The sequence below is a fragment of the Kitasatospora sp. NPDC041988 genome (assembly GCF_055588525.1).
Genome location: NZ_JBVJCO010000056.1, coordinates 13,517 through 36,089, shown reverse-complemented (window position 1 = coordinate 36,089; position 22,573 = coordinate 13,517). Strand labels below are relative to the sequence as shown.

The 22,573-nt window shown below is 71.5% G+C and carries 20 protein-coding genes, 1 tRNA gene and 1 pseudogene; 12 read left to right on the top strand and 10 right to left on the bottom strand.

Going from position 1 to position 22,573, the window contains the following annotated elements; translation table 11 throughout:
* Positions 1–329 precede the first annotated feature (329 nt).
* On the bottom strand, positions 330–1,181 hold the full coding sequence (locus ACZ6NC_RS36480; RefSeq protein ID WP_465738177.1) for a LysR family transcriptional regulator: 852 nt from the start codon (positions 1,179–1,181) through the stop codon (positions 330–332).
* An 81-nt stretch (positions 1,182–1,262) separates the two neighbouring features.
* Between ACZ6NC_RS36480 and ACZ6NC_RS36475 the strand changes: the two genes are divergently transcribed.
* From ACZ6NC_RS36475 to ACZ6NC_RS36455, 5 genes are all read left to right on the top strand, one after another.
* A complete protein-coding gene (locus ACZ6NC_RS36475; protein ID WP_465738176.1) occupies positions 1,263–1,757 on the top strand; it encodes a cupin domain-containing protein in 495 nt (164 codons plus the stop codon).
* A 172-nt stretch (positions 1,758–1,929) separates the two neighbouring features.
* Complete coding sequence (locus ACZ6NC_RS36470; protein ID WP_465738175.1) at positions 1,930–2,289, top strand: DoxX family protein; 360 nt, start codon at positions 1,930–1,932, stop codon at positions 2,287–2,289.
* A gap of 774 nt (positions 2,290–3,063) precedes the next feature.
* A complete protein-coding gene (locus ACZ6NC_RS36465; protein ID WP_465738174.1) occupies positions 3,064–4,065 on the top strand; it encodes a tyrosine-type recombinase/integrase in 1,002 nt (333 codons plus the stop codon).
* Positions 4,062–4,379 carry a helix-turn-helix domain-containing protein gene (locus ACZ6NC_RS36460; RefSeq protein ID WP_465738173.1) on the top strand — a complete coding sequence of 106 codons (318 nt, stop codon included), beginning with the start codon at positions 4,062–4,064 and terminating at the stop codon, positions 4,377–4,379. Before ACZ6NC_RS36465 ends, ACZ6NC_RS36460 begins: the two co-directional genes overlap by 4 nt.
* The gene (locus ACZ6NC_RS36455; RefSeq protein WP_465738172.1) at positions 4,376–6,010 is read left to right on the top strand and encodes a hypothetical protein; all 1,635 of its coding nucleotides are present in this window, start codon (positions 4,376–4,378) and stop codon (positions 6,008–6,010) included. Before ACZ6NC_RS36460 ends, ACZ6NC_RS36455 begins: the two co-directional genes overlap by 4 nt.
* Here the strand turns inward: ACZ6NC_RS36455 and ACZ6NC_RS36450 are convergent.
* Entirely contained in the window at positions 5,991–6,788 is a 798-nt protein-coding gene (locus ACZ6NC_RS36450) for a hypothetical protein (RefSeq protein WP_465738171.1), read from the bottom strand. The genes ACZ6NC_RS36455 and ACZ6NC_RS36450 overlap by 20 nt on opposite strands.
* A 364-nt stretch (positions 6,789–7,152) precedes the next feature.
* Between ACZ6NC_RS36450 and ACZ6NC_RS36445 the strand changes: the two genes are divergently transcribed.
* From ACZ6NC_RS36445 to istB, 3 genes are all read left to right on the top strand, one after another.
* Positions 7,153–7,527: a Mu transposase domain-containing protein gene (locus tag ACZ6NC_RS36445; RefSeq protein ID WP_465738170.1), complete on the top strand. Its 375-nt coding sequence runs from the start codon at positions 7,153–7,155 to the stop codon at positions 7,525–7,527.
* The gene (locus tag ACZ6NC_RS36440) at positions 7,482–8,060 is read left to right on the top strand and encodes a hypothetical protein (protein WP_465738169.1); all 579 of its coding nucleotides are present in this window, start codon (positions 7,482–7,484) and stop codon (positions 8,058–8,060) included. The genes ACZ6NC_RS36445 and ACZ6NC_RS36440 overlap by 46 nt, the downstream gene beginning before the upstream one ends.
* Positions 8,061–8,155: 95 nt before the next feature.
* Positions 8,156–8,902, top strand: coding sequence for an IS21-like element helper ATPase IstB (gene istB, locus ACZ6NC_RS36435; protein WP_465738208.1), 747 nt, complete (start codon positions 8,156–8,158; stop codon positions 8,900–8,902).
* Positions 8,903–9,007: 105 nt separating this feature from the next.
* Here istB and ACZ6NC_RS36430 read toward each other — a convergent pair whose 3' ends face one another.
* The gene (locus ACZ6NC_RS36430) at positions 9,008–9,628 is read right to left on the bottom strand and encodes a hypothetical protein (protein ID WP_465738168.1); all 621 of its coding nucleotides are present in this window, start codon (positions 9,626–9,628) and stop codon (positions 9,008–9,010) included.
* A gap of 828 nt (positions 9,629–10,456) precedes the next feature.
* Between ACZ6NC_RS36430 and ACZ6NC_RS36425 the strand changes: the two genes are divergently transcribed.
* The gene (locus ACZ6NC_RS36425; RefSeq protein WP_465738167.1) at positions 10,457–10,660 is read left to right on the top strand and encodes a hypothetical protein; all 204 of its coding nucleotides are present in this window, start codon (positions 10,457–10,459) and stop codon (positions 10,658–10,660) included.
* A 329-nt stretch (positions 10,661–10,989) separates the two neighbouring features.
* Here the strand turns inward: ACZ6NC_RS36425 and ACZ6NC_RS36420 are convergent, their stop codons facing one another.
* The 3 genes and pseudogenes from ACZ6NC_RS36420 to ACZ6NC_RS36410 all read right to left on the bottom strand — a co-directional run bounded on the left by ACZ6NC_RS36420 (position 10,990) and on the right by ACZ6NC_RS36410 (position 12,932).
* Complete coding sequence (locus ACZ6NC_RS36420; RefSeq protein ID WP_465738166.1) at positions 10,990–11,268, bottom strand: hypothetical protein; 279 nt, start codon at positions 11,266–11,268, stop codon at positions 10,990–10,992.
* A gap of 420 nt (positions 11,269–11,688) precedes the next feature.
* A pseudogene (locus tag ACZ6NC_RS36415) lies at positions 11,689–11,947 on the bottom strand (DUF6193 family natural product biosynthesis protein).
* Between the two features lie 640 nt (positions 11,948–12,587).
* A complete protein-coding gene (locus tag ACZ6NC_RS36410; protein WP_465738165.1) occupies positions 12,588–12,932 on the bottom strand; it encodes a hypothetical protein in 345 nt (114 codons plus the stop codon).
* A 234-nt stretch (positions 12,933–13,166) separates the two neighbouring features.
* Between ACZ6NC_RS36410 and ACZ6NC_RS36405 the strand changes: the two genes are divergently transcribed.
* Positions 13,167–14,750, top strand: coding sequence for a D-alanyl-D-alanine carboxypeptidase (locus tag ACZ6NC_RS36405; RefSeq protein ID WP_465738164.1), 1,584 nt, complete (start codon positions 13,167–13,169; stop codon positions 14,748–14,750).
* A 147-nt stretch (positions 14,751–14,897) separates the two neighbouring features.
* Here ACZ6NC_RS36405 and ACZ6NC_RS36400 read toward each other — a convergent pair whose 3' ends face one another.
* Both ACZ6NC_RS36400 and ACZ6NC_RS36395 read right to left on the bottom strand, forming a co-directional pair.
* A complete protein-coding gene (locus ACZ6NC_RS36400; RefSeq protein WP_465738163.1) occupies positions 14,898–15,788 on the bottom strand; it encodes a YhjD/YihY/BrkB family envelope integrity protein in 891 nt (296 codons plus the stop codon).
* A 131-nt stretch (positions 15,789–15,919) separates the two neighbouring features.
* Positions 15,920–17,461 (bottom strand): glycosyltransferase family 39 protein, encoded by a 1,542-nt coding sequence (locus ACZ6NC_RS36395; RefSeq protein ID WP_465738162.1) that lies wholly within the window; start codon positions 17,459–17,461, stop codon positions 15,920–15,922.
* A 195-nt stretch (positions 17,462–17,656) separates the two neighbouring features.
* On the opposite strand from ACZ6NC_RS36395, the gene ACZ6NC_RS36390 reads away from it, so the two are divergent.
* A tRNA-Arg gene (locus ACZ6NC_RS36390) sits at positions 17,657–17,729 on the top strand.
* A 190-nt stretch (positions 17,730–17,919) separates the two neighbouring features.
* On the opposite strand, the gene ACZ6NC_RS36385 is transcribed toward ACZ6NC_RS36390, so the two are convergent.
* Positions 17,920–18,246: a DUF6191 domain-containing protein gene (locus ACZ6NC_RS36385; RefSeq protein ID WP_465738161.1), complete on the bottom strand. Its 327-nt coding sequence runs from the start codon at positions 18,244–18,246 to the stop codon at positions 17,920–17,922.
* A gap of 509 nt (positions 18,247–18,755) precedes the next feature.
* On the opposite strand from ACZ6NC_RS36385, the gene ACZ6NC_RS36380 reads away from it, so the two are divergent.
* A complete protein-coding gene (locus ACZ6NC_RS36380; protein WP_465738160.1) occupies positions 18,756–21,263 on the top strand; it encodes an FtsX-like permease family protein in 2,508 nt (835 codons plus the stop codon).
* Between the two features lie 116 nt (positions 21,264–21,379).
* Here the strand turns inward: ACZ6NC_RS36380 and ACZ6NC_RS36375 are convergent, their stop codons facing one another.
* Complete coding sequence (locus ACZ6NC_RS36375; protein WP_465738159.1) at positions 21,380–22,189, bottom strand: phosphatase PAP2 family protein; 810 nt, start codon at positions 22,187–22,189, stop codon at positions 21,380–21,382.
* Positions 22,190–22,573: the final 384 nt, after the last annotated feature.

The following is a 22,573-nucleotide window of genomic DNA, read 5'->3' as shown; positions in this document are numbered from 1 at the left end:
TACAGCACAAGGACCCGACCCAGGCCACCGAGAACGACGGACCAGGACAGCGGCCGCGGTGGTGGGAACGGGATCCGGCTTGGCGGCCCCGGCGGTGCGCCTGCGGGGGCTCGATCGTCACCGTGTCGCCCGCGTCCGCCTGGAAAGCCGACTCGCGGTACGGCTCCGTCCGCCGACAGCCTCCCACCCGGATCCACTGGGCCTTCGCATCGCAGCCCCTCGTCGAGGCGCCGGCACCGGCCGCCATGGCACGTGTTCACCACCTCGGGAGGCGGCCCCGGGGCCGCCGCGCATTGTTCACGAGCTGCGGCAGCACCGGTCGCTGGTGCTCAGTGACTGTAGGCGGCTGTTGCGATCTCGATGAAGGATCGGATCAGCGGATTGGTGTCACCTTCGTTCCACACCGCCACCACTCGGCTCGGCACCATGTCGGTCAGCGGCACCACGGTCAACTCCGCGGGCAGGTCGTGTCCGAGCGGGGCCAGGCCGACCGTGCCGTTCCACAGTACGGCCTGTAGGCATTCCTGGACGGCGCGCACCACTGGGCCCTCGCGCGGCCTGCCGCCGTTCCAGTAGGACTGCCAGAGGGGGTCGGTACCCGGCGGGAACTGGAACCAGCGACGGTCGCTCAGCTCGGCCAGCCGCAGCCCGTCTCGGCGGGCCAGCGGATCGTCGGCCCGCAGGACCACGCCGACCGGATCGGTCCGCAGCGCACGCACCGTCAGGGCGGTCTCGTCGAACGGCGCCCGGGTCAGGGCGACGTCGACCAGTCCGGCGCGCAGCCCGCATGTCGGGTCGGTCAGATCGGTGTCACGGATGCGGATGTCGATGCCGGGGTGGGTTCGGCGGTAGGCGGCGGCCAGCCTGGACACTCCCGGGTCGGTGCCGTCGCCCAGGATGCCGATGGAGATGGTCGCGATGCCGGCTGCCGCGCTCACGCGTACACGGACGCGGTCGGCATGGTCGAGCAGGGCCCGCGCCTCGTCGAGCAGCACCGCGCCCACCGGAGTGAGCGTGACGCCGGTGGGCGAGCGGGCGAACAGCAGGGCCCCGACATCGGCCTCCAACTGCTTGATCGCCCGGCTCAGCGGCGGCTGACTCATGTGCAGTCGGGTGGCGGCCCGGCCGAAGTGAAGTTCCTCGGCGACCGCCACGAAGTAGCGCAAGGTCCGTAGCTCCACGCTGCAAAGATACCCACGAGGTATCGGCGCCGCGGGATGGGTCTTGGACACCGGCAGGCCCCCGGCGGTGCACTCGTATGCATGACCGAAGAAGCGAAGACCAGTCAGCCGCAGATCGACCCCGCCGTATCGGTGGTGGGTCCCGGCGACGGCGAGACGATCGTTCTGGGCACCACACGCATGCGCGTGTTGGAGGACGGCAGCCACACCGGGCACCGCCTCGCGATCGCCGAGTCCGTCCTCGCCCCGCACACCCAGGGACCGCCTCAGCACCGCCATGCCCGACATGACGAGGGCTTCTACATCCTCTCCGGCACCGTGCGGTTCACCGTCGGGGACGAGGACCACGACGCCACCACGGGCACGCTCGTGGTGGTTGCGCCCGGCACCCCGCACACCTTCGCCAACCTGAGCGACCAACCCGCCGTCATGCTCAGCACCTTCACCCCCGACCTGTATGTGCAGTACTTCCGGGACCTCCAGGAGGCGCTCGCCGGCGGCCGGCCGCTGACGCCACAGGCCAACATCGACACGATGACCCGCTACGCGACCGAGCCCGCCACCGACCTCGCCTGAAGCCGGCGACACAACACGGCTCGGCCACCTCCTTCCGACCGGCAGGGCGGTGGCGCCGCCGCCTTTGGGCGTTCGAACCCCTCGGACGACGGACCGGGCCTTCACCAGGGCTCTTCCGGCAATCGACGCAATCGACGGGTCCCCGTGAACCGGTGGCCCATGAACGGAAACCATGAACATCGCCTACTGGATCACCGCAGGACTGCTCGCGCTCTTCTACTCCTACGCAGGCACACTGAAGGTCATCCGCAGCCGCGATCAACTCCGGCCGATGATGGCCTGGGTCGACCGCATACCCCTGCCCGCCCTCAGGGCCCTGGGGACGGTCGAAATACTCGGCGCGACCGGCCTGATCCTGCCGCCGCTGACCGGCATCGCTCCCTGGCTGGCGCCGACCGCGGCCATCGGCTTCGTACTCCTGCAGACCGGCGCGATCGCCCTCCATCTGACCGGTGGAGACCGCCGGATCGCACTCAACGCCGGACTCACCGCCACCGCGGCCGTGACCATCTGGCTGGCCACCAGGCCGTGATCGAGCACAGTCCTGGCCGGCGGACGCGACGACAGGGCCGACCGCCCTCCGGCGCGTTGCGGAGCACTGGGCAGCACGGAGACCAGGCACCACACGATCGGGAAGGGAATGCGGGCGAGAGTCGGGGCGCAGCCGGGCACCACCACCTGGTCCTCGAAGGCGGGCGGCCTGACGGCCGCGGCGAAGGGGCCGGCCTGGCGGCCGGGCCCGGTGGGTGGCTGAGGGTACTGGGGCCTGACGGCCCTGCGGTGAGCGGGTGCGGGTCCCGTCCTGTGGCACCCGGCCGGGTAGCCGGTGCGGGGCGATGGTAGTGGCCTGCGGCCCCCGGGCAGGCCGGCTGCGGGGCGGGGTGGGTGCCAGGGCGGATGGTGGAGGCGGGTGCCGAAGGCGGGTGGTGGTGAGGCCGGGCGGCCTAGGGGCCCCGCGATGCCGGCACTCCCCCGAGACGTGCTCCGCCTGGTCGTTGCTCTGCCCCCGTGCTGGAGCTGCCGTCCTGGAAGCGCCGGCGGGCGCGCTCCCCCCGAAACGGGAGCAGCAATGGGGCGGGCCCCAGGGCCGGGGCGACGGAAGAGGCGAGCCGGAACAGCACGGCCAGGTCCCCCTCAAGGGCGGCGGTAGAAGCCGGACGGGCGAGGAACAGCGGGCGGGCGACGGGACGCAGGCCGGGGAGCGCGGGGTGGGGCGGCCTCACGGGCCGATATCCCCTTGAGCCCCCAACCCTTCAAGCGATTGACTGCGCGTACGGCACCACACCGACCGCCCGGGAGGAGACCCGTGGAGGACCCGGACTTCACCGTCGTCGTGCTCGCCCGTGCCTCCGCCGGAGTGCTGGACGGGACGGTACGCGCGGACGTCGGCGCGGTTCTGGGGCTGCGGGAGTGGTTCGGCCGACCGTTGTGGGAGATGCAGGCACAGGACCTGGACCGGTACTTCGGGCGACACCGTCGCGCTTCGGCGCAGGGCACAAAGGTCCGCCAGGCTGCGGCGTTCGCCATCTACTTCGAGTTCCTGGAGCTTCGGCACAAGGCGACGATCCACGCGGCTACCGGCATGGTGGTCGAGTCGCCGCTCGACGAGGTCAACCGGCCGCGCGGTGGCACCGCCTCGCGAGTGCGCATCCCGCTCTCGGCGGAGGAGACCGCCAAGCTGTTCTCCGGCTGGCGGGCGGACATGGAAGTCGCGCGCAAGTACGCTCCGGCCGCGCGAAACTACACCGCCGCCCGGCTGACCAGCCTGATCGGCCCGCGAATATCGGAGTTGTGCCTGCTGCGGATCGGCGACGTCCGCTGGGACTTGGGCCAGTTCGGCAAGGTCCTGCTCAAGGGCAAGGGAAGTGTCGGCCGAGGGAAGAAGGAGCGCCTGGTCCCGCTGATCAACGGGTCGCGCGATCTTCTGGAGTGGTGGGTGACCCGCCCGCGCTGGGAGTTCGACGACCGGGTCGAGGACCCTGCAGGCCCGTTGTTCCCCTCCGAGCGCCGTTACGGCGACGGCTCCAGCCGGGCGGTCACCGACGACGCGCTCCGGACCGGGCTCGCCGAGGAAGTCGCAGCGCATCTTCCGTGCCAAACAGGCCAGTTGACGCCGCATCTGCTGCGACACTTCGCGGCCTCGGATCTCTACCGCAACGGCATGGATGTCGTCGCCATCCAGGAGATCCTCGGTCACGAGTGGCTCAACACGACCATGATCTACGTGCATGTCGAGCAGTCCCACGTCGAGGACGCATGGGTCCGCGCCGGCCAGCGGGCCGCCGCGCGGTTCGGGAGGACAACGTGAAGTGGAACCTGCGGATGATCGCTGCCCAGCGCGACATCTGGAAGGCGTCCGAGCTGCAGCGCATGCTCGCCGACGCCGGGCTGGTCATCTTGGCGGGCAAGATGTCGCATCTGTGGTCCGGCCGCCCGCTGACCGTGCGCCTCGACGACCTGGACGTGATCTGCGCGGTGCTGCAGTGCACGCCCGCTGACCTGCTCGTTCCCGAGCCGATCGAACTTCGTCTGCCTTCCGCGGAGCAGGCCGAACGCAAGGTCGTCGGCGGAAGCCCGGTCGTCATGCAGCGTCGCCCGGGTCGGTCCGGGCCGCCACTGTGAGTGCCCTGGTCCGGCCGCGTCCCTGGCGGGCCCGCAGCTGCCGAGACTGCTTCGGCTGGGGGTGGCTCGACCGGCCCCGTTGCAAGGCGTGCTGGGGGTTCGTCACCAACGCCACCGGTCACCGCTGCGAGGTCTGCGGCCGCGAAGTGGCCGTCCAGGCGGGCATCTGCCGGCTCTGCCGTCGACAGGCCGGTCTGATCGCCGGGCGGGACAACCACGCGCGCGTCGACCTGACGGTCGCCGCTCGCACCGGCCACCAACTGTTCATCATCGGCACCCTGCGTCCGCGTGGCGGCCGACCGCCCGGCCCGCATAACACCGCCGCCGGTTCGCCGGAACGGTGGCTGCACCGCGTCCGCCAGCGCTGGGTACAGCTGCCGCTGTTCGAGATGGCGCGCGACCTGCGCGGGGTCAGCAGCCGGGCGCCGCTGCTGGATCCGGAGCTGGCCGACTTCCTGGAGGCGCGGGCCGCGCGGATCGCGGAGCTGAGGGGCTGGCCGCCGCGCACGCTCGGATCCGTCCGCCGGGGCATACGCATCCTCTGCGCGATCCACGAGGTCGGCGAGCCGGTCCGGGCGTCCACCATTGCCCAGCTCACCCATACCGCGATCCCCTCCAACCACGTCCTGGAGGTCTTCGAGGACCTGGACTTGCTGGTGGACGACCGGCCCGACTCCGTGCAGCTCTGGTGCGACGAGCGCCTGAGCTTCCTCGCAGACGGGATCCGGGCGGAAGTCGACGCCTGGGTCTCGATCCTGCGCAACGGCAATCGGCGCCGGAGCCCCCGCGCCCGGTCCACGGTCATCACCCAGCTCGGGCTGGTCCGACCGTTCCTGCTCGAGCGGACGGCGGCCTGCACCACACTGCGTCAGGTCACCCGCGACGACGTCACCACCTGGCTCTCCAACCGGCCGAACCGAGTGCAGGAGGCCAGCGCCCTACGCAGCCTGTTCGGCGTCCTGAAGAAGGAGAAGCTGGTCTTCGCCAACCCGATGCGCAGGGTGACCGCGGGAAGGCCGCACACCTCGATACCCGTCCCGCTCACCGAACAGGAGGTGGCAGCCATCGCCGGCGCGGCCCGCCAAGACCTCGTCCTGCGGACGGTCGTCGCGCTCGCGGGCATCCACGCGATGCGCCCCCACCTCATCCGCGCCCTTCTGCGAGACCAGGTCGACCTGGCAGGCCGTCGCCTGGACCCGGACGGCTGGAACCGCCCACTGGACGAATACACGGCCGAAGCAATCAGCGACTACCTCGCCTACCGGCACGAACGCTGGCCCAACAGCACCAACCCCCACCTGCTGATCACCCGCAACACGGCCACCACCACCGCGCCGGTCGGCACGTTCTGGCTGGACCGGCTCGTCCAGCCGCTGCCCGTCGCCCTCGACCGGCTGCGACAGGACCGCATCCTCGAAGAGGCCGCCGCTACAGGCGCCGACCCCCTCCACCTCGCCCATGTCTTCGCCCTGGGCGGCAAGAGCAGCCTGCGTTACACCCAGGCCGTCGCAGCATCGGCGGCCGAAACGGCATCGGCTCGGGGACAAAGTAGGCAGATGCCAGAGGGCGGAGATGAGACGTCGGCACGGAGCGGCCTGACCTCGGACTTGATCAGGTCCGCGAGACGGTGAGCCGCCCGCCCGGGCTGGCGCTTTGCCGGGCATCCGGATTCTGGAGGGGACGGGTCAAGCAGCGGTGCCGCACCAGGTCCGATCGCTCGGCCGGAGTCAGCCTCCACGGTTTGCCGAGGATGTCCTGGTCTGAGTCGGGCTCCTCGTCGACGTTGAAGCGGAAGGCGGTATCGGTGAGGTAGTCGCGGCGGAAGTCGGTTTTCCACTGCGAGTTGTGGCCCCAGGCCAGCGACCCGTCGAACGTCTCCCGGTAACGGCGCATGAATACGTCATGGAGCGGTGACCGGTCCGCGATTCCCGCGACCAGGTGCTGGGCGCCGGCACGCACTGTCACACCGGTGCGGCTGAACAGCATCTCCCCGAACATCAGGCCCGGCCAGACCGTCCCGTTGATCTCAACCGGCGCCTCCGGGAGCTCGTGCTGCGCGACGTGAACGACCTCGTGGAAGAACGGTTCGAAGGCGACGTCGCCAATCGGTGCCATGCCGAGCCGGGAGAAGGCAGCCAGGTACTGGTCACGGGTGACATGCGGCCAGCGCTCAGGCTCGTGGATGTCGTGCGCCCAGGGGATCTCAGAACCCGGAGGCAGCAGCGGCTGGAACTTGTAGATCAGGGCGTCGCTGACGCGGCTGAGCGCGTACGCCGTCTCCAGGGGATCGCCGAACTCGTACTCGGTCCGTGTCCATCCGCCGAAGGCGGCCAGCGGCGCGAGGGCCTCCCGGACGGCATCGGCGTGCTCGTCCAGCCACGGATCTACTACGGCGAGGAAGACGTCCATACCCTCGTACTCCTCCACGGTGTGGAAGAGTCGGCGAACGCACAGTGCGGGGATCACGCAGTGCAGCCTAGACAGCCTCGCCCGCGCGGTCGACGGGGTTTCCCGTGAGGCGATTCAGGATGCCTGGTCGGTCAGCCTCGCGCCCTGCGCGTACCGCACACCGACGCCAACACCATCAGATCAAGTTCAGTACCTCCCTCGCGGCCGAGGCTTTCGGCCAACCCCGGTGCTTATTTGTTGACCCTGCCGACTACGGCCTCGGATTCGTGCATCGCAACCTTCAGAAATCGCGAACCCACGGAAGATCCAGTTCTCGGCGTTCTACTGCGCGCCGGGCGAGGACGGTGCGCACGAGAAGGGCGGGGTGGAGCACGAGGGCGGACGCTTTCGCCGCAAGCACCTGGTCCCGCCGCCCGCGGTGGAGTCGCTGGCGGAGCTGAACGAGCGCCTGGCCGCGATCGACATCGCGGAGGACGCCCGGCACATCCACGGCCGCCCGGCCTCGATCGGGTTCGACTTCGAGGCCGAGCGCGAGCGGCTGCGGCCGCTGCCGGCGGACGACTACGACTGCGGGATCGACCTGACGCCGGTGGTCGCGCGCAACTCCCGGATCACGGTGCGGCAGTGCTACTACTCGGTGCCGGCGAAGTTCATCGGCGCGAAGGTCCGCGTCAAGCTGCGGGCGAACGAGTTGTGGGTGTTCGAGGACGCAAGGTCGTCGCCCGCCACCCGCGCCTGACGCGCCGCTACACCTACCACGACTTCCTGGACCACTACCTGGAGATCCTGCTGGTCAAGCCGGGCGCGTTCGCGGGGGCCTCGGCGCTCGCGCAGGCCCGCGCGGAGGGCGGCTTCACCAAGGTCCATGAGGCGTTCTGGGCGGCGGCGAAGAAGAAGGCCGGCGACCGCGAGGGCACCCGGATGCTGATCGAGGTGCTGCTGCTGCACCGCCAGCTGCCCGCCGAGGCGCTGGTTGCGGCGATGGAGACCTGCCTGCGGATCGGGTCGGTCTCCACCGACCTGGTCGCCATCGAGGCCCGCAAGGCGATGGAGGGCACCGACGCCGACGACGCCGAGTTGCTGGCCGACGCCGAAGAGGAGACCGAGGACGGCCCGGCGGCCACGGGCGGCGGGGCCCGGGTGATCTCCCTGCACGCGCGCCGCCTGCCGCCCGACCCGCGCCAGGGGTTGCCCGACATGAGCAAGTACGACCGGCTGCTCAGCCCGGTCGTCGGCCGCGACAGCCAAGCCCAGAAAGGCCACGGCGCATGAACCCGACCATCACCGTCACGGACCAGGACGACGAGCCGGACATCGGCGGTAAGGTCCCCGGCCGCCGACTGTCGCTGCCCGGAGATCCGGAGGACATGCTCATCGACGAGGCATGTCGCGAGCTTCGCCTGCCGGCCTTCCGCGAGCGGTTCATCGACCTGGCCGCCGGCGCCCGGCGCGACCAGGCCACCTACAAGCAGTTCCTGCTGGACATGCTGCAGGCCGAGCTGACCGACCGCGACCTCCGCCGCCAGCAGCGGCTGCTGCGGCTGGCCCGCTTCCCGCGGCCCAAGCGGCTGGAGGACTTCGACTTCTCGAAGAACCCGAACGTCACCCCAGAGGTCGTCGCGGACCTGAAGTCCCCGACCTGGGTGCGCGAGGGCCGGCCGCTGGTGCTGATCGGCGACTCCGGCACCGGCAAGTCCCACCTGCTGATCGGCATCGGCACCGCGATTGCCGAGACCGGCCTGTCGGTGCGCTACACCACCACGTCGGCGCTGGTGAACGAGCTCGCCGAGGCTGACGCGAACCGCCGCCTGTCCTCGGTGATCGCCCGCTACAGCAAGATCGATCTTTTGTGTCTGGACGAGTTCGGCTACCTCATCCTGGACCGCAAGGGCGCCAAGCTGTTGTTCCAGATCTTCACCGAGCGCGAGGAGCGCAAGGCCACCGCGGTCGCCACGAACTCGCCGTTCACCGAGTGGGACAAGACCTTCGGCGACGCCCGCCTCTGCGCGGCCATCGCCGACCGGATCACCTTCCGCTGCACGCTGATCCAGACCGGCACCGAGTCCTACCGCTACCAGGCCACCCAGGAATCCCTCCTCACCGCTCAGAGCTGACAACCCGCCAGGCAGCACGAAGGACTGGCCCCCACCGATGGCCGGCTCTGAGCATAAGAAGCGGTTCTGGCTCAGCTTTTGTTTGCGCCGTGAGGTGCCGTTGGTTCAGTGCTGGAGAGTGCAGTCATCCGCTGCCAGGTGCAGGTGCCGAAGGGTTTCCAGTTCGGTGGTGGGGAAGGCGTGCAGCTGCCACTTCTGGAGGTAGCCGTCCTCGCCGTGGGTTCGCCGCACGTTCTCGGCAGCCATCAGGACCGCATGCGCCAGGGAGGTACGAGGACGTGTGGACGTCCACACGAGGGTGCCCTTGCCGTCCGGCGCGTCGAAGCTGGTCGACATGTCCGGGAAGCGACGGATCGTGATGTGCACGTCACTGTTTCGGCGACGAAGAATCCACCGCGCCTCTGCCGGTTCAAGGTCGAACGAGAACCGCTGGATGCCATGGGGGCCGTAAAGGCCCGTCACGCCTTTCAACAAGTCGGCGAGCGCGTTTGTACAATAGCTGACGCTCTCCCGGTGCTTCGTCGAGCCGTCCCAGATCCTGCACGTCGCCCAGCCGGAGCCGCTCAGTTCCCAGCTGAAATGCAAGGACCTCGTCACTGAACCCCCCTGATCGTCTGCGGACAACGCTACAGCGGTGCTGAAGACGGGGGACGGCCGGGTACGCCACGCGACAGCCAGCTGGACCAGTGCGTCAGGCACGCCGAGGAACCCAACGGGCTCGATCACGGCATGCTGTCGCAGTGCTCTCGTTTCGTGTGGGGCGGGCCCTGGCCACGACTTGTCAGGGAGGCAACCCGGGCCCGCGACCACACGTTATCGACGACGCTGACCCGGTCTTTTCGGACACTCCACCCAGACCCGCCCGGTCACCCGATCAGTGGCTCCCATTCCCGCCGAAGTGGCCCCCGAACTCACCGAAGAGCACCCGCCCCGGGCGAGTACACCACCGCCACGAACGGTCTACACCCGGCTCCCGTTCACACCGAAGCAGTGGCTCTCATATGACCCGACAAAATCAGGCCCCGGCAAGGACTCGGGGTTCGGACGGTGAAATCCGGAGCAGCCCGGGGAACACAGGCCAACGGGACGTCAGAGCGCGATTTGCGGGCCCCGGTACGGGCCGGGCGGCGGACAGGCCGGCCGAGCGGGCACGGCGGGGCGCGGCGGGGCGCGGCGGGGCCCCTGGCAGCGGCCAGAAACAGGAGCTCGGCGCAGCTGGTGGGCCTCGGCAGCAGCCCGGAGCCCGGAGCCCGCTGCCCCGCAGAACGACGGGCCAGGCGCCGGCCCACCGAGGCGCAACACGGCTCCCCGCCACGGCCACACGCCCCCGGAGGAGCAAAAGCCCAGGTCAGAACCGCAACACACGGCCCGCGTCGCACCGCGTTGCGGCCCTGGCGGGCGGGATAGCGGCCAGGAACCGTGGCTCGGCACAACGGGCAGACCCCGACCGGGGCCGGGTGGCGGCCTGACGGTTGTCCTTTGACAGGTGATCTTGACCGTTTTCCAGGGCGATATTGACCGGTGCGGTCGAACGCTTGTCGATACGGTCCTCTCATGGAAGACCTGCCCGAGAGCGTGGATCGCCACATCCTGGACCACCGGATCATCCTTGGGCTCAAGGCGATCATGGACGCGTCCGGCTGCACGCTCCACGAGGCGCTCGACGTCTTCGCGCTGCGGTACGAGGAGCTCCGCCGCGACCGGCCGGACGCCTTCCAGGTGAGCCGCGAGGAGTACGGCCGCAACGTCTACACCTGACCTGCCGGCTCCCTTCCGATCGGTCAAGATCTCTTGGCAAAAGGGTCAAGGTTTCGTGGCAGAGGGCAACTGTCCCGCCGCAACTGATCTGGTCCGTGCCCATGGCCATGACCTGCGGCGACCAGATGAGTTGAGACGCCGGGGAGCAGGTCATCTCAGTTGGCCTGGTCTCTCCAGTGCGGATGTCTGCCGCCGTCTCAGTTGATCTGGTCCGCCGCTGGCAGGCCCGGGCACCCCGCGATTGGAGAGCTCTCCCGGCTTCTTCGCGCTGACCGTCGGGCTGCTGACCTGACGGTTCGGATACGGGAGAGAGCACCCGGGCGCGGGGGTCAGTTCTCGTGCGGTGGGGCGGCTGCGAGGAGTTCGCTCTTCACGTGGTCGTAGTCGGCCCGGGCCTGCGGGTCGCCGCGGTAGTAGTCGGTCCAGAAGCCGGGACGCTGCCAGCGGGCATCCGCGAGGCGGGTGCGGCCGCCGGCGATGGCGAGGGTCCAGCCGGGCGGTATCCGGGTGTCCACTGTCTCGAAGGAGACGGGGTCCCATTCCAGTCCGGGGTCGGGTGAGTCGGGGCCGAGCACACGGATGTAGCACTGGTCGTCGTCTGTGACCATCTCCAACACCGGGTAGACACCGCCCACCCGGATCCCATCAAACTCTGCGACGGGGTAATCGCCGTCGGGATGGATGATCTCCAAGCATCTGACAATCATGGGTGAAAGTATCGCCCGGGCCGATCCCCAGTAGCTGTCCTGGTCAGCCCTGGCGAAGTGGCGGAACAGCCGGGCCAGAAGCCCACCGTTGCAGAGCTTGATGCCAGTCCGCAGCGTCGCTGACGACCAGGCTCTGCCTCGGGGACAGACAGGCGCCGCCGGCCCAGACCAGATCATCTGAGACGACAAGCGAATCGGACCAGATCACTTGAGACGGGGACCAAACTGCCCGAGACGGGACGGCAACGGCCCGTGACCCGGCTCAGCGAAGTTTGAGCAGTCTCAGCGAAGTTTGACCAGCACCGCAGCTCTGCGGCTGGTTCAGTCGGTGGAGATTTCCGGTGGGGGCCACGGCCCCTCGAAAGCCGGCCCGCAGTCGTGGGGCAGGTGGGCCACTACCAACGCGGCCGCCTCCTGCGGCGTGAGCACCTCGCCCAAGACGCCCGAGTACCGCGGCGCGTACACCGTGTACGACTGCGTGCCGCTCGCGATGAACGGCAACGTCGCCGCTCCACGGGAACTGGGTGTTCCTGTGGAATTTGAGGGCCCCGTGGCCCGGAAAAGGGAACAGGGCCCGCAACCGCGGTTCGGCGTAGGCGGCCTCTATGACCGCGGGCTCCCCCGTCGCGCCATGGGATGCCCCTCCAGCATCCGCCGCCAGGTCTTCTCAACAACCGTCTCCTCAGCCATCCCGCGATGATGACGTCCGTACTCGGCCAGGACAACCCGCTCCACCCCGATGGTCAAACTTCGATGAGACAGACCCACGCCAGTCAAACTTCGATGAGACTCGCCAAACTTCGCTGAGACAGGTCAGTCCGGCGGCCAGCGGTGCTGTCCCAGCTGTCCCAGCCAGTGCGGCGCATCCACCGCCACCAGGGGAAACAGCCTGAGACCGTCCCAGCGAAACGGACATACCCCCGGCGGCCTGAGAAACAGGTAGGACGCAGGTGGGACAGCGATGTCCCAGCACCCTCCCGGGCGACCGGAATCGGCCGCCGCACGGCCCGTCCGCGCACGTCACCACACACGACAGCACCCGGTGCGACACCCCCACGCGACAACAGGACGCGACAGCCAAGCCAGGGCCCGCCAGGCCCCTGCCGGCAGCACCTGGGGGCGCGGCCCGGACAGCAGCCACGGAGAGGTGGGACGGCCTCTCCGGGGGCGCCCGCCCGGGGGCGGCCAAAAGCAGCAGGCGGGCCCCGGCGACGGCCGGCTCAGGCCCCGTCGGCGAGGATCAGCTCGGCCATCGCAAGCAGGCCCCGGAAGGCACTGAGGCCTTCGCGATACTCCGCCGAGCGCGCCAGCAGAGCGACAGCCTCGTGAAGCTCCGGGAGGCAGTCCCGGAGGATGCCGCGGTGGCCCGGGCCGGGGATACCACCGTTCGTGAGGTAGGTCACGACACAGCCAGCCACGTTGAAATCCAGGTACGCCAGATCGTGCCTGTCGTCGAACGGCACCTCGGGAAACGGCCCGGGATGATGCGCGGCCCACAAAAGAGCCACCTCGCGAACGACGGCCCGGTGCCGGTCGGGCCCCGGGGGCGGAAGAAGCGTGGTCACGAAGCAATCCTCCCGGACACACCAGGCCCAACCACCCCGGCCGGCGGCGGCCCTCACGGCGACAAGCCCAGACGGCGGCCAGCGGCCGGGCCGGGTGGGTGGCGGGGTGCCGGGGCGGGGGGCGGGGGGGGGGGGGGCGAACCACCCAGCCGGCCCAGAAAACAAAAAAGAACACCAGCCCCCCCCCCCCCCCCCCCCCCCCCCCTCTCCCCCCCCCCCCCCCCCCCCCCCCCGGTGCCCGAGCCGCACCCGGAGCCGGCGCCCCTCCCCGAGCCGGAGCCGACGCCGAAGCCGCTGCCGAAGCCCGCGCCGGGCCCGAAGCCGGAGCCGGCCCCCGCGCCCGAGCCGCTCCCCACCCCGGACCCGCAGCCGATGCCGCCGGCCCCGCCGCTGCCGAAGCCGGAGCCGCTGCCCGCCCCCGATCCGCTGCCCGCCCCGGAGAAGTCGCGCCCGGAGGCATCGCGCCCGGAGGCGGCTGCCACCGAACCCCTGCCGGGCCCCGACCTGATGAGCCTCACCCAGCCGATGCTCGGACCGGCGACGACGGCCGAGGCGATGGAGGTACTGGCGGCGCTCAACGCCCGCCCGGTCTCGCCGCTGCGCCGCGCGCTCAAGCGGATCACCATCTGGACCGTCTTCCTCGCCGTCGTGCTCGGCGCGGTCGTGGTCGCCCAGCTGCTCCGCCCGCTGCCGGACACCAAGGTGAAGATGACCGCCTCGGGCAGCTTCAGCTTCGGCGGCGACCCGCTGGACCTGGCCTGGCCGGCCAAGGGCCAGTCGGCGGTCGAGGTGGTCGGCGTCGGCAGCCTCGGCAGCTCCGGCCAGGAGGCGCCGGCCTCGATCGCCAGCGTCACCAAGGTCATGAACGCCTACCTGATCCTCCAGTCGCACCCGCTGAAGAAGGGGGAGAGCGGCCCGAAGATCACCATCGACAAGCAGGCCGCCCAGGAGTCCGGCAACACCGACGAGTCCCGGGTCACCCTGACCGAGGGCCAGCAGCTCACCCAGTACCAGGCGCTGGAGCTGCTGATGCTGCCGTCGGCCAACAACGTGGCCCGGCTGCTGGCGCGTTGGGACGTCGGCTCGGAGGACGCGTTCGTCAAGAAGATGAACGACACCGCCACGAAGTTCGGCATGGCCAACACCATCTACACCGACCCGGCCGGCTTCAGCCCGGACACCAAGAGCACCGCGAAGGACCAGCTGAAGCTGGCCGAGCAGGCGATGCAGGACGAGATCTTCCGGCAGATCGTCTCGACCCCGGACACCACCTTCAACGGGCAGAAGATCCCCAACACCAACAACCTGATCAACGCGAAGAACGGGATCATCGGCGTCAAGACCGGCTCCAGCACCCCGGCCGGCGGCTGCCTGATGTGGGCCGCGTACAAGGAGATCGGTGGCGTGAAGCGGCTGATCCTCGGCGTCACCCTGGGCCAGCAGGCCACCTCCCCCGCGCCCGGCGACGGGATCCTCCCGACGGTGCTGAGGGTCAGCGGCAAGCAGATCCAGGCCGCCCAGAACGGGGTGACGGGGCAGACCCTGGCCAAGCAGGGCGATGTGGTCGGCCGGGTCGACAACGGTCTCGGCGGCACCGTCCCGGTCGTCGCGGGCAAGGACCTCACCGCGGCCGGTTTCCCCGGCATCAGCGGCACCCTCACCCTGGACCCGGCGAAGCTCGGCCACCAGGCCAAGGCCGGTACCCAGGTCGGCACGCTGAGCGTGGGTGCGGGCGAGAACCGGACGGAGGTCCCGGTGCTCCTCAAGTCCGACCTGGCGCCGCCGTCCATCCTCTCCCGCATCACCCGCCTGCTCTGAGCGACCCGCCTCAAGACGACGGAGTGGGAAGTCGGCCGGTCCGACTTCCCACTCCGTCGGCGTTTCCGGTGGTTCCCCCGGCGCCTGCGCGGTGGCTCCCTCGCGGCCCCGGCGGCTCCGCGGTCGCTCCCCGGCGGATCCGCGGCGTCAGAGCCGGACACCGCCCCAGCGGCCCGGCTCGGTGCGGGTGCCCAGCCAGTGGGCCACCACCTCCTCCTCGGACACCACCCGGCCCAGCGCGATCGCCAGCGTCAACCCGGCGAACATCACGATCAGCCAGGAGAGGCTGGTGAAGACCACCCCGTACGGTCCGAACTGGGACACGCTGTGCGACATCGCCCGGGGCAGGTAGATCCGGGCCGCGATGCCCAGAGCGCCCACCGTGAACGCGCAGAGCAGCGAGCCCGGCAGCAACGGCAGCCAGCGCACCCGGCCGACCAGCAGCAGGTGCTGCGTCCACCACCAGATGGCCGTCGAGAGGAGATAGATCAGCGGGATCCCCAGCCAGGCACCCAGGCCGAAGCCCTCCCGCACGGGGGTCTGGAACACCAGGTAGGCCAGCCAGACCACCAGCCAGACCAGCCAGCGCCAGGCCGCCACCCGGCTCCCCGACTTGGGCAGCTCCCAGCAGCGCTCGCAGACCCGCTGCATCGCCCGGCTCAGCGCCGTCGCCGACAGCAGTGTCACCAGCGCGCCGACCACCCCGATGCCGGTCTCCTGGTCGTGGCCGGTCTGCAGCAGCTGCTGCACCGACTGCTGGGCCGCGCCCTGCAGGCCCAGTTCCTTGCGGAGCGTGGTCGCCATGCCCTCACGGAGCGAGGCCGGGGCGAACACCGAGACCACGAACAGCGCGGGCAGCGCGCTCAGGAAGGCCTGGGCTGCCAGCCGGGTGGCGCAGTCCAGCAGGTTCACCCGGAGCAGATGGCCCAGTGTGCGGCCGACCAGCGGTACGTGCTCGGGCAGCCCGCGGGCGTACCGGGCCAGCTCCGCCGACCGCTCCTTCAGCCGGGCCATCCGCCCGGCCGGCTGCTCGCTCACGGGCTCGTCCTCCTGTGGGCTGTCGCGGCCGTGGACGGGCGGGGCGGGCGGAGGCGCCCTGATCGCCGTGCTCCATGGTCACCCGGCCCCCGCGCACCCGCATCCGGGGCGGCGAGTCCCCCGCGGGGCCGTCAGCGGGCGGTGCGGTCCAGCACGGCGAGCGTCACGCCGCCGAGCGGGGTCACCCGGCCCGGTGCGCCGTACCGCGCCCTGAGCGCCTGCGCCTGGTCGTCGGGCATGGCGGCCAGCGGCTCGGTGGTGTCCCCGAGCACCAGCAGCCATATCCGCTGCCCCTGCCCGACGCACTCGTCCGGCCGCGGACAGGCGGAGGGAAAGAGGTCCTCCGCCTGCTCCGCGCTCTGCTCGACGAAGACCGGGTACGGGCGGACGTCCGCCGGCAGGTAGTAGGAGACGCCCGGCCCGACCATCGACCAGCTCTGGTTGCCCAGCGGGGCCGCCAGGCCGTCCCCGGGCCGGTAGCCGGCGGCGATCAGCTCGGCGGCCGCCCGGTACGGCTCGCGGGAGAACGAGTGCGAGCCCGTGTCCCGCACCGAGGACTGCTTCGGCAGCGCCACCAGCGCGGGCACCGCCAGCAGCCCGACCGCCACCAGCACCCCGGCGGCCCGCACCTGCCCCGGGGTCCGGCTGCGCCGGGCCGCCGCAGCCACCGTCGTGTACACCGCCCGGACCCCGCCGCCGGCCAGTGCCGCCCAGGCCGGGACGGTGAACAGCAGGTACCGGTCGACGAAGTACGAGGTGCTGCCGTGCGACACCAGCCAGACGGACACCACCGGCAGGACGGCGAGCAGCAGCAGCTGCAGCGCGGGCAGCCGCCGCCCGGGCAGCACCAGCACCAGCAGGGCGAGCAGGACGAAGGCGTGGAACACCCCGGCCGAGCCGAACAGCGGCTCGCCGAAGTGCCGCAGCTGGTAGAGGGACGGCGTGCCGATCCAGCCCAGCTGCCGCCCGGACTGCCGGCTGCCCAGCAGCAGCACCGGAACCGCCGGCAGCGCCGCCACGGCCACCGCCGCCGGGAACTGCCAGAGCAGCCGCCGCCGCACCGCGCCACGGGTCTGCCAGAGGTGCAGCAGCACCACGGCCACCTGCCCGGCGAGGGTGCTGAACGAGATCAGGTGGCCCGCCCCGGCCATCGTCATCGCCACGCAGTACGGCGCCCAGCGCCGCAGCCCCGGCCGCTCCAGCGCGCGCAGCAGGAACCAGGTCGCCGCGGCGACCGCAAAGGTCACCAGAGCGTACGAGCGGGCCTCCTGGGCGTACCGGGAGATCAGCGGCACCACGGCGAACAGCAGCCCGCCACTGACCGCCGCCACCCGGCCCCCGAACAGCCGCTGGGCGGTGAGCGCCACGAACGCCGCCGCGCCGGCCATCGCCAGCACCGAGGGCAGCCGCAGCGCGATCACGGAGTCGCCGGCCACCGTCGTCCAGCCGTGCATCAGCAGGTAGTAGGCACCGTTGCTGGCGTCGATGTGCTGGAGCAGCCGGAGCAGGTCGCCGAGCGGCCGGGTCGCGGCGGTCCAGGTCGACACCTCGTCCCGCCACAGCTCGGGCGTCCCGAGCCGGTACCCGCCGACGCCGAGCATGACCAGCGCCGGCCACAGCCAGACCTGCCCGAGCAGGCGGAGAGCCGGGTGCGGGGCGGCAGCTGGTCTCATCGGGCGGCCTTCGGGATCGTACGGGCGCTGGCAGTCCCTCGCAGGCTACTGGACGTCCTCTGACACCCAGTCGGCAGTTGCCCCCTCGGGGCACCGCCCCCGCCCCCCGCCGCGCACGCCTCCCCGGCCACCCGCGCATCGCGGAAACCTCAACGCCCGCCCCATCCCCGATCCGGTACGCTGTCCACCGAGCGCGCCTCAGTAGCTCAGGGGATAGAGCACGGCTCTCCTAAAGCCGGTGTCGCAGGTTCGAATCCTGCCTGGGGCACAGCAGCGCAGACGCGCTGAGGCCCAGATCAGAGGGAGCGATCCCTCCGGTCTGGGCCTCAGTCGTTTCGGGGTGGTCAGTCGCCCTGTGCCACGTCCGTGCCGGATTGCTCCGTGCCGGATTGCTCCGGCCGGTCCTGCTTCTCATCGCGGTTCGACTCCCTTCACCGGCAACGGGTCGAAGACCGGCCTCAAGGGCTCTCGTGCCGGTCCGTCGACGACGGCGGCCGGCGCATCACGACAAGCCCGGATTCGAGGTCGATCCGGCGATCGAGCGGAGCGCCCGACTCCTCGTCGTCACGCAACACCAGCCGGCGCTCCTTCTCCTCCGCCACGTGCCGCTGGTTCGGGGAGAGGAGGGTCTGGATCTCGCTGATCACGCTGAACATCGACCCTGCGCCGACTTCAGCCTCGCGTTTGCGCCAGTAGACCCAGCCGCGCCGCTCCATCCACAGCAGGGCCTGATCGGCGAGTAATAGCGTTGGCACGGCTGCGGCTGCCCAGAAGAAAATGTTCATCGCCTGCCCCCACGTGAAGATGCCAGCCTGCCGGGTTGCTCCACTGCCGCCGTTGCGGCGTTCATCCCGATCCTGACAACGCAACGGCTGACACCAACGTGCCCGGTCACTCGGCGCGTGCAAGCGTGTGCGGTTGCGCTCCGCGCTCTGGGTCAGGCCGGGAGAGCGCGTTTTCGCAGGAGTTCGAAGTCCGCACGGCCATACATGTGACGCTTGATCAGTTCGTGGTCGAGCGGCAGGGATCTCGTGAGAGATCCAATGGATCGACACTCATGGAGAGTGTGCGCACCAAGGGAGCTGGACCGGAGCCGAATCTCGTGCACAAAGTCAGGGCCATTTTCGTCGGGGGCGGCGTACCTCCGGAGGAGGAGGGGCGGGCGGGAGGGCTCAGACCTCGGAGTGATCAAGGATGCGACGTCGTACTGACGGGAGCGCGGACCGGCCGACCTAGGCTCGATCGTGATCCTGACGGCGCATCACGGCTGGTCAGGCGGTTGATCCGAGGGACGATGACGACGTACCGATACACCCTGGCCGAGCTGCGCGGGCAGTTCCGGCAACTGGTCCTCACCGGGGCGGCGATCGCACTGGGGGTGGCCTTCCTGATCGTCTCGGTCAGCGGCAGCGGGGCCTTGGTCGACTCGTTCAGCCAGACCGCCGCCGCCGAGGTCGGGCCGGCCGACGTCCAGGTGACCGGGCCGCAGGCGCAGGGCCTGCTGGAGCCCGGGACGGCCGACCGGGCGCGTCAGGTGCCCGGGGTGGCCGCGGTGTCGGCGCGGCTGGTCGGCCGGGGCGGGGTGCTGACCTCCTCCGGGCGGCCGCTGGACGAGCCGACCGTGGTCAGCTCCATCGCGGCCGACCCGGCGATGCGCTGGCAACTGCTCAAGGACGGCCGGTGGCCGGCCGGCCCCGGCGAGGTGCTGCTCGACGCCGACACCGCCCGGCGGGTCGACGCCCGGCCCGACTCGGACGTCCGGCTGACCCGGGCCGACGGCACCACCGGCACCGTCCGCCTGGCCGGCACCCTGGACGGCCGTGGTGCGCCCAGCCTCGCTGGGCGGCCGGTCGTCGCGGTGCCGGACGACGCCATGGCGCAGTACGCGACCGGGGTCGGCGCCGCCCGGCTCGACCTGCGCCTCGCCCCCGGCGCCTCGCGCTCGCAGACCGCCGAGGCGCTGCGGCAGGCCCTCGGCGGCGGGGCCGAGGCCCGCACCCACGACGCCTCCGTCGCCGAGGCGACCAGGCAGAGCAGGACGCTCTACGGGGTGGTGCTGATCGCGGCGCTGTCGTTCGTGCTGATCGCCCTCGCGGTGGCCCGCATGGTCGTCAGCAATACCTTCTCCGTCGTCCTCGCCCAGCGGACGAGGCAGCTCGCCCTGCTGCGCTGTGTGGGCGCCGACCGGGCCCAGGTCCGGCGGCTGATCCGCCGCCAGGGGCTGCTGCTCGGCGCGGGCGCGTCGGCCACCGGGGTGTTGCTCGGCACGGCACTCTGCGCCGCCGGCACCGTGCTGGCCGGTACCGCCGACCTCGGGCCGGTCCGCCTCTCGCTCACGCCGTCCCCACTCACCTGCGCGTCGGCCGGGCTGTTCGGCGTCCTGCTCACGGTGCTCGCCGTGCGCGGACCGGCCAAGGCCGCCTCGGCGGTGCCGCCGGTCGCGGCGCTCGGGGGCGCCGCCGGCACCACCGGTGGCGCCGGGCTGCGCGCGGCGGCGCTGTCCGTGCTGCTCCTGGCGGCGGGCATCGCGCTGCTGGTGGCCGGGGTGGTGGCAGGGCCGCCGCTGTCCTTGCTGGCCGTCACCCTGGGCGCGATCAGCAGCTTCTTCGGAGTCCTGCGGCTCTGCCACCGCCTGCTGCCGGCGGTCGTCGCGGGGCTGGGCGTACCGGTGCGGCGGCTCTGCGGGACGGCGGGCAGGCTCGCCACCCAGCAGCTGCGGCTCAACCCGGCCCGCACCGGCGCCACCGGGTCGGCGCTGCTGCTCGGAGTGACGGTGATGGTGAGCGCCGTCACCGCGCTGGAGATCACCTCCAACTCCCTGGCCCCGGCGGTCTCCGCCCGCCAGCCCGGCGTCTTCTCGGTGACCGCCTCCGGCGGCGCCCCGCTGCCGGCCGGGGCGCTCACCGCGCTCGGACGGGAGCAGACGCTCGGCGTCACGCCCGTCCGCTCGGCCACGCTGGAGATCGACGGCCGCAGCACCCTGGTGGCGGCGGCCGACCCGGCGCTGCTCGGCCCGGCCACCGACGGGGCCGACCGGGCCCGGGCGCTGGCCGGCGGCACCGCGCTCAGCGGCTTCGGCGACGACGGCCCGGACGGCCTCGGCGCGCACGGTGAGCACATGGTCGCCGGCAGAGCGGGAGCGCCCGCCGCCACCCTGCGGATCGAGCCCGGCCGCAGCGCGCTGCCGTTCACGCTCCAGAGCGGGGCCGTCCTCTTCGTCACCCCGGCCACCCTGGACCGGCTAGCCCCGGCGGCGGCCGTCACCACGGTCTGGATCGGCCCCGCCGGCGGGGCGGACCGGCTCGCCGCCCGCCAGGCGATGGACCGGGCCCTGCACGGGCAGCCGCAGCTCACCGTCACCGACACGGCCGCGCAGGCCGAGAGCCTGCGCTCGCTGCTGGACCGGATGATGCTGATCAGCATGGCCCTGCTCGGCTTCTCGGTGGTGATCGCCGGGCTCGGTGTCGCGGCCACCCTGATGCTGAGCGTCAGCGAGCGCTCCCGGGAGATCGGCATGCTGCGGGCGATCGGGATGTCCCGGCAGCAGCTGCGCCGGATGCTCACCCTGGAGGCGGTCCTGCTGGCGCTGGCCGGCGCCCTGGTCGGCACCGGCCTGGGCCTGGCCTATGGCTGGGCGGCCGCCCGGTCCGTCACCTCGGCCCTGGGCACGGTCGGCGGCCCGCCCGTCCTCCTGGTGCTCGGGGCCCTGGTGCTCACCGTGCTGACCGGCCTCGCCGCGGCCGTCCTCCCGGCGCGCCGGGTGGGGCGGATGACGGTCGTGGACGCGCTGCGCACGGCGTGACGGCGCGGGGCCGGGGCTGCTCCACGGGCCCCGGGCGGCGGACAAGGGCGACAGACCGTGGCGGCGGAAAACGGCGACAGACCGTGGCGGCGAACCGCGCGGCCGGGCGCCCCGCCCTAGCCGACCGCGCCGTCCGGGCGGTCGGTGGCGTCCTCGAAGGCGGGGTCGTAGGGGGCGGGCCGGGCCGGGGAGACCAGGACGCGCTGGACCCTCGGCCTGGTCCGCCAGTTGACCCGCCGGACGTCCCGGGCCAGGGCGCCGGGCCGCCAGAGCTCGACGACGACGGTGACCGCCCCCAGCACGAACCCGGCGGCCAGCCACCCGCCCAGGACGTCGCTCGGCCAGTGCACCCCGAGGGCGATCCTGGTCCAGCCGATCGTCAGGACCGTCACCCCGGCGACGGCGCAGGCGGCGATCCGCCCGCCGCGCCGGGCCTGCGACCACAGCAGCCCGGCCAGCACGGCGCAGGCGATGGTGGAGGCCATCGCGTGCCCGGAGGGGAACGCCGGGCCGCCGGCGTGCGAGACCGGGTCGGTGAAGGACGGCCGCTGGCGGTCGAAGGCGAGCTTCAACGCCCACTGCGCGCCCCAGCCGACCAGGGTCTGCGCCACCACCCAGCCGGCCAGCACCCGTGCGCCGATTAGCCAGAGCCAGAGCGCGGTGAGGCCGAGCAGCGTCCGCATGGTGATCGTGCCGCCGATGTCGGAGAGCGTCTGCACCGAGGCGGTCCAGGCTGTGTGCTCCCGGGCGTAGCGGTGCATGCTCTCGATCCACGCATGGTCGAACCGGGCGAGCGGGTGCCACCCGGTCTGCACGACTGCCGCCAGGATGCCGAACAGCACGGCACAACCGGTCGCGAGCGCCACGTGCCGGCGAAGGTGCCGGCTACGCGGGGTGATGGGCGACGAGCTGTTGGTCAGGTGCATGGCTGACACCTTCCCAGTGCGGTGTGCCCAGCGGGCGCTCGATCGATAGCGATTTGGCATCTTTTGTGCGGAGAACCTGCGTGCGCCGGGGCGTGGGCGCGGGCGGATCCCGGTGGCGCGGGAACGCGGGGGGCGATCCGGGGGTTCACGATGGAAAGGGGTGAAGCGGTGAAGGGGTTGCGAAGGGCTATGCGCCGCGCCGCTCCGAACCGGTCGCCCGGCTGGCACCCGACGCACCGGAGTGGTCACCCTCCGTCCACGACCGGGGTGAAAACCGGCAGGATACTGCATCGCTGGAAGAATCTGAGCGACTTGGGAATGTTGTCCGGAATCTGTTCGTTGGATCGTTACGTGTGAGCCCCGTGGGGCCCGCACTTCTTGCCC